The sequence below is a fragment of the Paraburkholderia sp. USG1 genome (assembly GCF_031570135.1).
Taxonomy (GTDB): Bacteria; Pseudomonadota; Gammaproteobacteria; order Burkholderiales; family Burkholderiaceae; genus Paraburkholderia; species Paraburkholderia dioscoreae.
The window spans coordinates 221,129-232,812 of the sequence record NZ_JAMWXW010000007.1; the positions used below are offsets into that span (position 1 = coordinate 221,129).

Annotated in this window: 11 protein-coding genes; 9 read left to right on the forward strand and 2 right to left on the reverse strand. The window is 60.2% G+C overall.

Features of this window, described 5'->3' with window-relative positions; all coding sequences use genetic code 11:
- The first annotated feature begins 11 nt into the window (after positions 1–11).
- The 9 genes from NE850_RS12195 (at position 12) to NE850_RS12235 (ending at position 9,397) form a co-directional block, all read left to right on the forward strand.
- Positions 12–806 carry an SDR family NAD(P)-dependent oxidoreductase gene (locus NE850_RS12195; RefSeq protein WP_165185204.1) on the forward strand — a complete coding sequence of 265 codons (795 nt, stop codon included), beginning with the start codon at positions 12–14 and terminating at the stop codon, positions 804–806.
- Between the two features lie 73 nt (positions 807–879).
- Positions 880–2,460: a class I adenylate-forming enzyme family protein gene (locus NE850_RS12200; protein WP_165185201.1), complete on the forward strand. Its 1,581-nt coding sequence runs from the start codon at positions 880–882 to the stop codon at positions 2,458–2,460.
- Between the two features lie 49 nt (positions 2,461–2,509).
- Positions 2,510–3,292, forward strand: coding sequence for an enoyl-CoA hydratase/isomerase family protein (locus tag NE850_RS12205; protein ID WP_165185198.1), 783 nt, complete (start codon positions 2,510–2,512; stop codon positions 3,290–3,292).
- Positions 3,293–3,391: 99 nt separating this feature from the next.
- Positions 3,392–4,102 carry an enoyl-CoA hydratase/isomerase family protein gene (locus tag NE850_RS12210; RefSeq protein WP_165185196.1) on the forward strand — a complete coding sequence of 237 codons (711 nt, stop codon included), beginning with the start codon at positions 3,392–3,394 and terminating at the stop codon, positions 4,100–4,102.
- A gap of 72 nt (positions 4,103–4,174) precedes the next feature.
- Positions 4,175–5,674 carry a glycolate oxidase subunit GlcD gene (gene glcD, locus NE850_RS12215; protein ID WP_165185193.1) on the forward strand — a complete coding sequence of 500 codons (1,500 nt, stop codon included), beginning with the start codon at positions 4,175–4,177 and terminating at the stop codon, positions 5,672–5,674.
- Positions 5,674–6,741, forward strand: a complete 1,068-nt coding sequence (glcE, locus tag NE850_RS12220) for a glycolate oxidase subunit GlcE (protein ID WP_165185191.1) — start codon at positions 5,674–5,676, stop codon at positions 6,739–6,741. Before glcD ends, glcE begins: the two co-directional genes overlap by 1 nt.
- Before the next feature lie 15 nt (positions 6,742–6,756).
- Entirely contained in the window at positions 6,757–7,974 is a 1,218-nt protein-coding gene (gene glcF, locus NE850_RS12225; RefSeq protein ID WP_165185188.1) for a glycolate oxidase subunit GlcF, read from the forward strand.
- A 44-nt stretch (positions 7,975–8,018) separates the two neighbouring features.
- The gene (locus NE850_RS12230) at positions 8,019–8,423 is read left to right on the forward strand and encodes a heme-binding protein (RefSeq protein ID WP_165185186.1); all 405 of its coding nucleotides are present in this window, start codon (positions 8,019–8,021) and stop codon (positions 8,421–8,423) included.
- 278 nt (positions 8,424–8,701) lie between these two features.
- The gene (locus NE850_RS12235) at positions 8,702–9,397 is read left to right on the forward strand and encodes a glutathione S-transferase family protein (RefSeq protein WP_165185183.1); all 696 of its coding nucleotides are present in this window, start codon (positions 8,702–8,704) and stop codon (positions 9,395–9,397) included.
- Between the two features lie 128 nt (positions 9,398–9,525).
- Here NE850_RS12235 and NE850_RS12240 read toward each other — a convergent pair whose 3' ends face one another.
- Positions 9,526–10,167 (reverse strand): glutathione S-transferase C-terminal domain-containing protein, encoded by a 642-nt coding sequence (locus NE850_RS12240; protein ID WP_165185181.1) that lies wholly within the window; start codon positions 10,165–10,167, stop codon positions 9,526–9,528.
- A 276-nt stretch (positions 10,168–10,443) separates the two neighbouring features.
- Entirely contained in the window at positions 10,444–11,580 is a 1,137-nt protein-coding gene (locus tag NE850_RS12245) for a porin (RefSeq protein WP_165185179.1), read from the reverse strand.
- Between the last annotated feature and the right edge of the window lie 104 nt (positions 11,581–11,684).

Genomic DNA, 11,684 nt, shown 5'->3' on the forward strand with positions numbered 1-11,684 from the left:
GAGTGCTATCCATGAAGATTGACTTAACCTCAAAGACGGCGCTGGTCACCGGGTCCACCCAGGGAATCGGGTTCGCCATTGCGCGTGGGCTGGCTAACGCTGGAGCATCGGTGGTTTTGAACGGGTTAACGAAGGATGAAGTCGACCACGCGATTGAGAGACTGCAGTCAGAATTGCCAACCGCCGAAATCAGCGGCGTTGTCGCCAATGTCGCCACTGCTGAAGGTGTGGCCGCGCTGAAGGCTGCAGTGCCTGCAGTCGACATTCTCATCAACAATGCAGGCATCTATGGCCAGCAGGACTTCTTCGAGACACCCGACGACGTATGGCTTCGAATGTACGAAATCAACGTGATGGGAGGCGTGCGAACCGCACGCGCCTATCTTCAGGGCATGGCGGAGCGCGGCTGGGGTCGCGTCGTGTTCATCTCGTCGGAATCGGCGCTCAACGTTCCGGTTGACATGCTTCACTACGCCACGACGAAAACAGCAAACCTGACGGTCTCACGTGGTCTCGCAAAACGCATGGCCGGCACAGGCGTCACCGTCAACGCGGTGTTGCCAGGTCCGACGCTGTCCGACGGTCTGCAGGCGCTCCTGAAGGAAGAGCAGGAGAAGTCGGGGCTGTCGATGGAAGAGACGGCGGCAGCGTTTGTCGTCGCCCATCGCCCCACCTCACTCATCCGCCGCGCGGCGAGCATGGAAGAAGTCGCCAACCTGGTCATCTACCTTTCGTCGCCCCAGGCATCTGCAACCACAGGTGCTGCCCTGCGCGTGGACGGTGGCGTTGTCGACACGGTTGCCTGAAGGTGGCTTAACACCCGGCCCCGGACGTTGTGTCCACGGCCGGGGAATCCGAACAACGTATTGCAGGTAATTCATGAGCTACAACGAGCTTCACGGACTGACCATCCCGGCGCTACTTCGCCGGCGTGCCGCGGAAATACCGCAAGCCGCGGCTTTCTCCGGGCACTCCTGGCAGGGCCATCGGGACCGTCTGAGCTACGACCAGCTGGTCCACCGGATGGAGATGATGGGGCGCGCCTTTTATCGCCGCGGCGTGCGGCACGGCGACCGCGTGGCTGTGTTTCTCACAAACTACGCCAACCGCGAGTGCGTACTGACCGCTCTGGGTTGCCTGGAAATTGGCGCCGTTGTGGTGCCGCTGAACACACGCTCTTCCGACGAAGAGCTCCGGCACGCGCTGACACTGACCGAACCGGTCGCCGTGGTCTGCATGCAGGAGTCCGCTGCAAGGCTTGGCGAACTGTATCCGGCAGCCAGCCTGATGCTGCTCGACGCACCGACTGAATCTCCACAGTACTGGCCGGACCCTGAGCGCACGTTCGTGGCCGACGCCGTGCCCGTGGAAGTCATTCATACGGACCTGGCCTGCCTCCTGTTCACCTCGGGCACTACCGCCCGCGCTAAAGCTGTCATGCATAGCCACCGCAGCATGTTGCATGCTGGTCAGGCTATGGGTGGCGCGGTTGGGCTGGAGCGCGGGGACCGGTATCAGGGGGCATGGCCGTTCTTCACGAGCTCGGTCATGAGCATGGCGTGCATGTCCTCGTGGGTCAGTGGCGCTTGCGTCGTGCTCGAGCAGGTACCCCTGTCCAACGCGGAACGTCTTCGACTCATCGAGACTGAAGGCACGACCGTCTACCACGGCGTCACATCCATCATTCACTTCCTTATCGACGAATACCTCCAGGACACCTACGACCTGCGGCGGGTACGCCGGTTCGGTTACGGCGGCTCGGTCATGCCCCCAGAAGTCATCGAGAAGATTTCCACCCGTGTTCACTGGGCAGACCAGGTTCATGTCTGGGGTATGACGGAAACAGGGCCAGCCGGAACGTATCTTCCCGCGCACCTCCTGCCACGTAAAGCAGGCGCGATTGGGTTCCCCATGCCAACGTGTTCGGTGCGCCTCGTCGAGAGCGACGGACTACCCGTGCCGCAAGGGGAACTGGGCGAAATCGTGTTCAGTGGCCCTTCAATGGCTCTCGGCTACTTCGGCAATCCGGACGCGACTCGCGAAGCGTTTGTCGACGGTTGGGTCCACACCGGCGACATCGGGCGCTTTGATGACGAGGGCGTACTCCATTTCGTCGACCGGATAAAAGACATCATCAACCGCGGTGGCCTCAAGATTTCATCGGCCGCGGTGGAGAGCGTCCTGTACAGCTTTCCCGGTATCGCCGAGGCGGCCGTCATTGCGGTACCTCACGAGGGGCTGGGCGAGGATGTGGCCGCCTGCGTGGTACCAGCGGCAGGGCAGACGCTTGATATCGAGGCGCTTGCTGCTCACTGTGCCAGCCAGCTTGCCGACTATGCGCGACCACGCCAGTGGCATGTGCTGGACGCGCTGCCGAAAAACCCGATGGGCAAGGTGCTCAAGCGCGAACTGCGCGACAGCCTTGCCTCATCGACATCATCCGCGAAGGTACCTGCCTGAGCACCAACCCGACCCGAAAGTCGATTTGTCACTGTAGAAAGGAATTGCCATGTCTGAAGCATTGTTGCTCGAAGTTCGCGACCGCGTTGCCTATGTCACCATCAACCGCCCGGACGCCTTGAACGCGGTCAATGGCGAGCTGCATACCGACCTGTCCAAAATCTTCATTGACCTTGGTGCCCGGCGGGACCTGTCGGCCATCGTGCTGACGGGTGCGGGTCGCGCATTTTGTGCCGGCGGCGATATCGAGTGGATGCGCGCGGCTGTGCGTGACCCGGAAAGCTTCGAAATCGTCACATGGGAAGCCAAGCGCATCGTCTACGCGATGCTCGATTGCGAAATCCCCATCGTCGGTCGCATCAACGGCGACGCCGTTGGCCTCGGCGCCACGCTCGCACTCCTCTGCGACATCACGGTCGCTGACGACACCGCACGTATCGGTGACCCTCACGTGCGCGTCGGCCTGAACGCGGCCGACGGCGGCGGCTTCCTGTGGCCGCAGATTATTGGCTTCGGCAAGGCCCGCGAACTTCTGCTTACCGGTGACCTGTTAAGCGCCGCAGAGGCGCAGCGTCTCGGCGCAATCGGCCACGTGGTTCCGGCTGCCGAACTGGATGCCAAGGTGGACAGTATCGTCGCCAAGCTGCGCAAGGGCGCGACCAAGGCGATTCGGTGGACGAAGGCGGGCTACACCATCCCGTTGCGTCAGCTCGCCCACGGACACATGGATGCCGGTGTCGCTTATGAATGCCTCACGAACCTCAGCGCCGACCACGCCGAAGCTATCGATGCCTTCGCCGAGAAGCGCAAGCCGGTTTTCGGCAAGGACTAAGACCAAGCTAACGCTACGCCGCCCGGCCAGCCAGCCAGCCAGCCAGGCTGGGCGGCCGCGTCAAGCTCCCAGCAATCAGTATGCTCAAGGACTCCCGCCATGTTTCGACTCGAACTCGCTAACGGCATCGCCGTTATTCACCTCGACGCTCCCCCGGTCAATGCAATGTCCTTCGCAGCCTGGGGTGAACTGCCTGGCGTCATCGCGAGTGCAAAAAAACAGGGGGCTACAGCACTCGTCTTCAGTGGCCTGCCGCAAAAGCATTTCTGTGGAGGCAATGACGTTCGGGAGTTCGAGAACATTACCTGCGCTGAGACGATGCGCGGCATTGGTATGGTCCGCGACGCGATGAAGGCGATTGTTTCGAGCCCTCTTCCTTCCATTGCGGCCCTACATGGTGCGGTCATGGGCAGCGGAATGATTCTGGCCGGCGCATGCGACATCCGCCTCTCGACGGCCGACACGCGCCTGGCGCTTCCGGAGGTCAAGGTTGGAGCCTACGGTGGCTACGCGATGGTGAAGGAGCACCTCCCGCATGGCGTGGCTCGGGCGATGACCCTACTCGGCTCGCCCGTCAGTGGACAACGCGCGTTCGACCTGGGGTTTGTTCAGGAACTCGCCGCCGACGCGCAGGCGGTGCTAGACCGGGCAATCGCGATGGCTCTCGATATCAGTAAAAACCTTGCGAATCCCCTTGGTCAGCAAATCAGGTCGGTGATGAACCATCAGGATGAAAATTCCCTTTGGACCGCGTACGACATCGAGAGGGATTTTGCTGCAGAAATGATGGGCAAGGCGGCCGCTCGCTGAAATAGTGAACGCATCGCATTGAGGCGCAACACGCGCTTCGCCAAGCTCTCGCCTTGGAATTGAGCATACCGAATGTCATATCAATACGACGAAAAATTCGACGGCGCGCTGGCGTCTTATGACAAGACGCGGGCCGTCGCGGAGCTTCACTCTCTGCTGCCCGATTTGGATATTCTGCATGAGCTGGAGGACCTGCGCCCTTACGAATGCGATGGTCTCTCTGCTTATCGAACGACGCCGATGATGGTCGTGCTTCCCGAACGCGTCGAACAAGTGCAGGCAATACTGCGCTTCGCTCACGCGCGCAGCATCCCAATTGTCGCGCGCGGCGCCGGCACCGGCCTGTCGGGAGGTGCACTACCGCTTGAGAAGGGCATTCTCCTCGTGATGGCCAGGTTCAATCGCATCCTTGATGTTGACGTTGAGGCTTGCACAGCATGTGTTCAGCCCGGGGTGCGTAACCTTGCCATCTCCCAGGCGGCCGCGCCCTTCGGTCTGTACTATGCGCCGGACCCGTCGTCGCAGATAGCCTGTTCAATCGGTGGCAACGTAGCCGAGAACGCAGGGGGCGTGCACTGCCTGAAATACGGGCTGACCGTGCACAACATCCAAAAACTCGAGGTGCTCACGATAGAAGGCGAGCAGCTCACCTTCGGCTCGGACGCGCTCGATTCGCCAGGATTCGACCTGCTGGCCCTCATGACCGGTTCGGAAGGCATGCTGGGCATCGTCGTGGAAGTGACGGTCAAACTTCTGGTCAAACCGCGAAGCGCAAAGGTATTGCTGGCCTCATTCGATGATATCGGCAAGGCCGGCGCTGCGGTCGCAGAAATCATCGGCGCGGGGGTCATCCCCGGCGGCCTCGAGATGATGGACAACCTCGCGATTCGGGCAGCCGAAGACTTCATTCACGCGGGCTACCCGGTTGATGCGCAGGCTATTCTCCTGTGCGAACTCGACGGCGCTGAAAGCGATGTCGACGAAGATTGCGCAATGGTCGACGCGTTGTTGCGCAAAGTGGGCGCAACCGATGTGAGGCTGGCTGGGAGCGAAGCAGAACGGCAGCGGTTCTGGGCGGGCCGGAAAAACGCGTTCCCGGCAGTCGGCCGCATCTCGCCCGACTATTACTGCATGGACGGCACCATTCCGCGACGAGAGTTGCCGCGTGTGCTCAAGGGCATCGAAGACCTGTCGGTCGAACACGGTTTGCGCGTGGCTAATGTCTTTCACGCAGGCGACGGCAACATGCATCCCCTCATCCTCTTCGATGCGAACACACCGGGGGAAATGGACCTGGCCGAAGCGTTGGGCGCCCGCATCCTTGAGCTTTGCGTGGCCGTCGGCGGCAGCATTACCGGCGAACACGGAGTGGGCCGCGAGAAAATCAACCAGATGTGCGCCCAGTTCAGCTCTGACGAGTTGTCGCTTTTTCACGCCGTCAAGGCTGCATTCGACCCGGGCGGCCTTCTCAATCCGGGCAAGAACATCCCTACGCTGCATCGCTGTGCCGAATTCGGCTCGATGCACGTTCACCATGGCGCCGTGCCTTTTCCAGAGCTGGAGCGATTCTGATGCACCCCGATAATAGCTCCTTCGATGACAGCCGGCGTTTGCTCGCTGAAGTTGCCTTGGCCGCAGGCACCGGCAAAGCCCTTCGAATTCGTGGCGGCAATAGCAAGCCGTTTCCCGGTCGCGTAGTCGATGGTATCGACATGAATACGTGCACCCACCGCGGCATTGTGAGCTACGACCCGACAGAGCTGGTCGTCACGGCCCGCGCCGGCACCTCCGTCGCCGAACTCGACGCCTTGTTGGCGGAAAATGGACAAATGCTGCCGTGGGAGCCCCCTTCTTTTGACGGCAAGGCCACGGTTGGCGGCATGGTCGCCACGGGTTTGTCCGGCCCCCGACGACCTTACGCTGGCGCGACACGCGATTTTGTACTCGGCTGCCGTGTCATCACCGGGGAGGCGAAACACCTTCGATTTGGCGGCGAGGTCATGAAAAACGTGGCCGGCTATGACGTCTCGCGACTCGTCGTCGGCAGCTTTGGTTGCCTGGGCCTCGTCACCGAGGTCTCGATGAAGGTACTTCCGAAGCCACGCGCCACGCGTAGCCTTTTGCTCGAACTCCCTGCCGCCGACATCCCGAAAAGGCTGCGTGCGTGGCGCGATGCTGGGCTGCCAGTGACAGGTGCAAGTCATCTGGACAGCTGGCTGCACGTCCGGGTGGAAGGCGGCAACGGACTTGTTGCGAATGCCATGCGGGAGATTGGCGGAGAAGACCTCGAGCCTGCATTCTGGGATGAGCTACGCGACCAGCAATTGCCCTTTTTTGCTGACCGCCGCCCGCTCTGGCGGATTTCGGTACCGCAAACCGCCCCGCTCACCCCTCTTCCAGGTTCCGTGCTTCTTGACTGGGGCGGCGCCCAGCGCTGGTTGAAGAGTGATGCACCAGCCGCCGTCATTCGCGCTGATGCCGAGCAGCTCGGCGGACATGCGACCTTGTTCTCGCAGCGGGCAGACGCTGAGCCATTCCATCCAATGCCCGAGGCCATGCTACGCCTCCATCAGCGCATCAAGCGACAGCTGGACCCACGCGGCATCTTCAATCCGGCGCGTATGTACGCGGCACTCTGAAGGACAGACAACCTGATGCAGACCAATCTTAGTGCAGCCGCACAGGCTCTGCCGCGTGCAGAAGAAGCGGCGTCGATTCTGCGCTCCTGCGTTCACTGCGGTTTTTGCAATGCCACCTGCCCAACCTATCAGGTACTTGGCAACGAACTCGACGGGCCGCGCGGGCGCATCTACCTTATCAAGCAGCTGCTCGAAGGCGAGGAAGTCACCCGCAAGACACAGAGCCATCTGGACCGATGCCTCACCTGCCGCAACTGCGAGACAACGTGTCCGTCGGGCGTGAACTATCACGCGTTACTCGATGTGGGCCGCGCGGAAGTCGAACGCCGGGTGACCCGGCCGCTCCAGGAGCGAGTCCTGCGAGCAGGACTACGCCAGGTCATCCCCCGGCCAAAGCTGTTTCGGACCTTACTCGGCGTCGGCCGTCTGACGCGCGCGCTGTTGCCGGCGGCGATGCAGGCGAAAATTCCGGAACGAATTGATGCCGCGAAGGAACGCCCCCAATCGAAGCACGCGCGTAAGGTACTGATGCTCGAAGGCTGTGTTCAACCTACCCTGTCACCCAACACCAACGCTGCCGCAGCGCGCGTAATGGACAGACTGGGCATCAGTGTAACCGCGGCACCACAGACAGGCTGCTGCGGCGCGACGGACTATCACCTGAACGCACAGGAAGCCGGGCTTGCACGGGCGCGCAGGAACATCGACGCCTGGTGGCCAGCGATTCAGGCCGGCGCGGAGGCAATCGTCATGACGGCGAGCGGGTGCGGCGCCTTCGTCAAGGAATACGGTCATCTCCTGCGTGACGACCCGTTGTATCAGGCCAAGGCGCAACGCGTCAGCGAACTGACACGGGACCTCGTTGAGGTTCTGAGGGGTGAGCCTCTTGAACGGCTACGCGCAGCAACTGATAAGCGCGTGGCCTTTCATTGCCCGTGCACACTCCAGCATGCCCAGAAACTGGATGGGTCAGCCGAGGCAATACTTCAGCGCCTCGGATTCACGACCACTGCCGTCCCGGACTCGCATCTGTGCTGCGGCTCCGCGGGAACCTATTCCATAACCCAGCCTGAACTCGCGACGACGCTTCGCGACAACAAGTTGAAAGCGCTTGGAAGCGGCAACCCCGACCAGATTGTGACTGCAAACATCGGCTGTCAGGTCCATCTTCAGAGTGGCTCCGCGCGTCCGGTCAAGCATTGGATTGAGCTCGTCGAAGAGGCGCTTCCGTAAGTTGTTTGCACACAGATTCCCACTCCCTTATCAGGAACACCCTCATGCTCACAAAATCCGTACTGACCATTGCCGAGGTCACGCATATTCTTGAGGCAGCTCGCGCCGAGGCTGAGCGGAGCGACTGGAAGGTTGCCATCGCCGTCGTCGACGATGGCGGCCATCCGCTTGCGTTGCTTCGGCTCGATGGGTGCGCGCCGATTGGCGGCTACATTGCCACCGAAAAGGCACGCACATCCGCGTTGGGCCGTCGGGAGTCGAAAGTCTATGAAGACATGATTAACGGTGGACGCACGGCCTTCCTGAGCACACCGCTGTCTGGCACCCTGGAAGGTGGCGTGCCGGTCGTCGTCGACGGCCAGGTTGTGGGCGCAGTCGGGGTCTCGGGCGTGCAGGCCGCACAGGATGCCCTGGTTGCCAAGGCAGGCGCCGGGGCGATTTCCGGCTAACCTTCGGCCCGCTCTGGCCGCCGAACGCCCCTTGGCCGAATAACGAGGGGCGCCGGCGGCGCTAGTCCGTCGATAATTCCGCCACGCCAGACGATGCGGGACCAGAGGCCTGCGAGAACCGTCCCGCCGCTTCGCATTGGCGCCTGACGTTCGACAGTCAGTCTCTTCCAGCTGTCTTTATCCCAGACCTCTCCTCTCCCATACTTTCTTCACGTGCCGCCACGGCCCGACGACGACGAAGTCTGCCCCTCGCACCGAAACATCAGCAAAGCGTTCTCATGATTGAACTCTACACATCCGATACTCCCAATGGCTGGAAGGTCTCCATCGCCCTCGAGGAGCTTGAACTTCCCTACAACGTTCACACGGTCAGCATTCTGAAAGGAGAGCAGAAGCTGCCAGACTTTCTCAGGCTGAATCCGAATGGGCGCATTCCCGTCATCGTCGACACGGAGCACAGTGACCTGACGATTTTTGAGTCCGGCGCCATTCTTATTCATCTGGCCGAGAAAGCCGGAAAACTACTCGGCAACACCAGCGAAGAGCGAATTCACATCATCCAGTGGCTGATGTTCCAGATGAGCGGCATCGGGCCGATGATGGGTCAGGCGAACGTCTTCTATCGCTACTTCCCTGAAAAAATTGAGCCCGCAATCAAGCGCTACCACGCAGAAGTCAAGCGGCTGTTCGGCGTGTTAGAGGGGCAGTTGGCAACGCGGGACTTCATTGCTGGACCGTACTCTATCGCCGACATCGCGACTTTCCCGTGGGTACGCATTCACGACTGGGGCGGCGTTGCTATCGATAGGTTTCCCAACCTGCAGCGCTGGCTCGCGATGGTTGAGGCGCGTCCCGCTGTACAACGCGGCGTCCTTGTACCGAACGCATCAGGGTGGGAGAAAATTACAGGCAAGGCAGGCGACACCGACGAGCTCGCGGCCGAGGCACTTAAGCTGGTAACCACAGGGAAATAGTGAAGACATACGGCCTGTCCGTGATATCCGCACGGCAGGTAACGGAAATGGACAGCCGGCCGCGCGTTACCGCGCCCCCGTTGTCCGAACCACCCGTTACTCGCCGGACAGGCCTGAAAGCCTCCGTGTCACAGGAGGCGGTCCCGCCAACCGGTAGCGCTGCCGCCCTCTTCCTTCATGGCTTTGGCGACCGACGGGCGCGCAGCGACGCGGCCCATATACGCCACCAGATGACTCAGATTCCAGATGTCAACTTTCGTACGCACGACCCACGGCACAATCGAAAAGAGGAACGCGTCAGCGACAGTAAAATCAGCACCGAACAGATAATCCCTGCCGTCTGCAAGTCGCTGGTTCAGCGACGTAAAGTTCCGCACAAGCAGCGCGCGGAACTGGTCTTTCGCCTCTTCATTCACAAAGGGGCGCAGCACCGGGATGAATTTCGCCTGAACCTCGGTGGCGATGAACGAGAGCATTTCAAGTTGCCTGAACCGTTCAAAACTGTCGGCGGCCGGCGCCAGGCGCAGTTCAGGTTTTTTGTCCGCCAGAAACAGCGAGATGACAAGCACCTCAGAGAGTTTCGTCTCGTGGTCAATCTCGAGAGTCGGCACCATGCCGTATTGATTTACGCGGTAGTAGTCCGAGTCACTTCCGTACTTCTTGGCGGGGACGTCGACGTTAATCAGTTCGAGCTCAAGCCCCGTTTCATTCGCAATAGCCTGTGGTGCAAGCGAGCACGAGCCGTTCTGAATATAAAGCTTCATCGTCATTTGTTGTCCGTCTCCGAAATGGTTTTTTTCGTCAATGCGCGTCGCATCCCGCTGCGACAGCGAGTCATCTCTGACTGCGGATTTTGTTGCTCCTCAATCATCAGGCAACCATAGCACCCAGCATTCCTCGGTGATATACACAACTTCAGAAGTCTGACTTCACAAAATACATCACGGGAACCCACCCTTATCGAACGGGTCCCACAACTTCAGCGCGCGGTCTTCTACATCGCCAATCCAGGGCCGCCTGGCGATGCCCTGAAACGCGGTACTTTCTCAGAACGTATGCTTCAGCCCAATGCGAGCGAAGGTCTGATTTCGTCCGCTGGATGGCCCCGCGCCGCCGGTGATGTTCGCATTGTCGAGGAAGGTCCCCGTCAGGCCACCGGCTACGCGTTGATAGGCACCGAGAGCGTAGATGTCAGTCCGCTTAGAAAGATAGTAGTCGACCATCACACCCGCTTCGTGCCAGTGCGGCTTTGACGTTCCCTGGGAAGCGTCGAAAGTTCCGTTGGTGTAGGTGTACATCAACAGAGCCGACAATGCAGGTGTGAACTGGTACAGCATGTTTGCTTCAATGTTGTCGAACTTCAATGAACTTGGGACAACATTGAAATTCCCGGCGTAAATGGAACTGGTGGGCTGGTCGAGCGAGGTGTGCGTGTAGATTAGCCCGAAGCTTGCCGAAGCCCATACGTACTTGAGCGCGCCACCCCACACCTGCTGCTTGCGCGCAGTGAAGTTCGTATCGTCGTTGGCGAGAGCACCGCTGGCGTTTTGACCGGGATTGTCAATGCGCATATAAGCGGCAGCCACCGTTAAAGCCGCCGCGGAGTACGTAGCTCCAAGGCTGTAGGCGCGGTTGTTGGCAAACCCTCCCGTCTGGTTGCTCATGCCGTAGAGTCCCCCAAACGTCAATCCGTTGAGGTTCGTACTCGTGTACTTGATGGAATTGTTGACCCTGAAGGTGTCGACCGCATTGTCGTTGTCGAATGGATGCGTGAATGCCCAACCAGCGTAACCGCCCGTGGACGTCAAAGGCGCGATGAAATCGACGAACGAGTCGTACTGTCGGCCGAACGTCAACGTGCCAAGCGTGTTGCTTGCGACACCCACATATGCCTGCCGGCCAAACATCCGTCCGGCGTTGCCCAAGGTCCCCGAATTCAGGTTGAACCCGTTCTCAAGTCGAAACACCGCGCGCCAGCCACCGCCCAGGTCTTCGCTTCCCAACAGGCCCCACCGGTCTCCCGCCATTGACCCATCAGCCAACTGGTATGTGCTCTTCCCGCCCGTGTTGCTCGTGTACTGGAAGCCCTCGTCGATAATTCCGTACAGTGCAACACTGCTCTGTGCGAACGCATGCGACGCTACCAGCATAAACGATGCACCTGCAATAAATACCTTCTTCACGTCTGCCTCCGACCTCATTGATGGAATTTGAATGGCAAGCCTTATTGCTTTTTTTGACCGCCAGAATCCTTATGTTTTCCTACTCGCCAGCTCCCTGTGAATTC

Bases quoted from the DNA above. Each gene is read 5' to 3' on its own strand.
- glcE (WP_165185191.1), top strand. From the start codon at position 5,674: ATGCACCCCGATAATAGCTCCTTCGATGACAGCCGGCGTTTGCTCGCT.
- NE850_RS12200 (WP_165185201.1), top strand. From the start codon at position 880: ATGAGCTACAACGAGCTTCACGGACTGACCATCCCGGCGCTACTTCGC.
- NE850_RS12240 (WP_165185181.1), bottom strand. From the start codon at position 10,167: ATGACGATGAAGCTTTATATTCAGAACGGCTCGTGCTCGCTTGCACCA.
- glcF (WP_165185188.1), top strand. From the start codon at position 6,757: ATGCAGACCAATCTTAGTGCAGCCGCACAGGCTCTGCCGCGTGCAGAA.
- NE850_RS12210 (WP_165185196.1), top strand. From the start codon at position 3,392: ATGTTTCGACTCGAACTCGCTAACGGCATCGCCGTTATTCACCTCGAC.
- NE850_RS12195 (WP_165185204.1), top strand. From the start codon at position 12: ATGAAGATTGACTTAACCTCAAAGACGGCGCTGGTCACCGGGTCCACC.
- glcD (WP_165185193.1), top strand. From the start codon at position 4,175: ATGTCATATCAATACGACGAAAAATTCGACGGCGCGCTGGCGTCTTAT.
- NE850_RS12205 (WP_165185198.1), top strand. From the start codon at position 2,510: ATGTCTGAAGCATTGTTGCTCGAAGTTCGCGACCGCGTTGCCTATGTC.
- NE850_RS12235 (WP_165185183.1), top strand. From the start codon at position 8,702: ATGATTGAACTCTACACATCCGATACTCCCAATGGCTGGAAGGTCTCC.
- NE850_RS12230 (WP_165185186.1), top strand. From the start codon at position 8,019: ATGCTCACAAAATCCGTACTGACCATTGCCGAGGTCACGCATATTCTT.